The organism is Kocuria subflava (genome assembly GCF_012163155.1).
Lineage (GTDB): Bacteria > Actinomycetota > Actinomycetes > Actinomycetales > Micrococcaceae > Kocuria > Kocuria subflava.
On record NZ_JAAVUN010000196.1, the window covers coordinates 1 to 571 of the forward strand.

Below are 571 nucleotides of genomic sequence, written 5' to 3' on the forward strand. Positions count from 1 at the left end.
TGCTCCGGCTCTGACCACGCGTGAACCGGTCACCCTTGAGCACCGGATCGTGAACACCGACCGTGCGGTGGGCACCATGCTCGGCTATGAGGTGACCCGGTCCTTCCAGACCGACGATCTGGCTGACGACACGATCACCGTTTCCCTCCACGGGCAGGCGGGCCAGTCCCTCGGCGCGTTCATGCCCAAGGGCATCACGCTGCGACTGGAAGGTGACGCGAACGACTACACGGGCAAGGGCCTCTCGGGCGGGCGGATCGTGGTGCGCCCCGAGCATGACGCGGGCTTCGCCGCCGAGGAGAACGTCGTGGCCGGCAACGTCATCGGCTACGGGGCCACGGGTGGTGAGATCTTCCTGCGTGGTCGCGTGGGGGAGCGCTTCCTGGTCCGCAACTCCGGGGCCACCGCCGTCGTCGAAGGCATTGGTGACCACGGGTGCGAATACATGACCGGTGGCCTTGCGCTGATTATCGGGCCCACCGGCCGTAACTTCGGTGCCGGTATGTCCGGTGGTGTTGCCTACGTTCTGGATCTCGCCGAGACCTCGGTGAACCTCCAGTCCCGGACCTCG

1 protein-coding gene is annotated in these 571 nt (G+C 66.7%); it reads left to right on the plus strand.

Annotation, left to right across the window (positions count from 1 at the left end; genetic code table 11):
* A partial coding sequence (locus GTW58_RS13740) for a GltB/FmdC/FwdC-like GXGXG domain-containing protein (protein ID WP_483413995.1) occupies positions 1-571 on the plus strand: 571 nt, incomplete at both ends.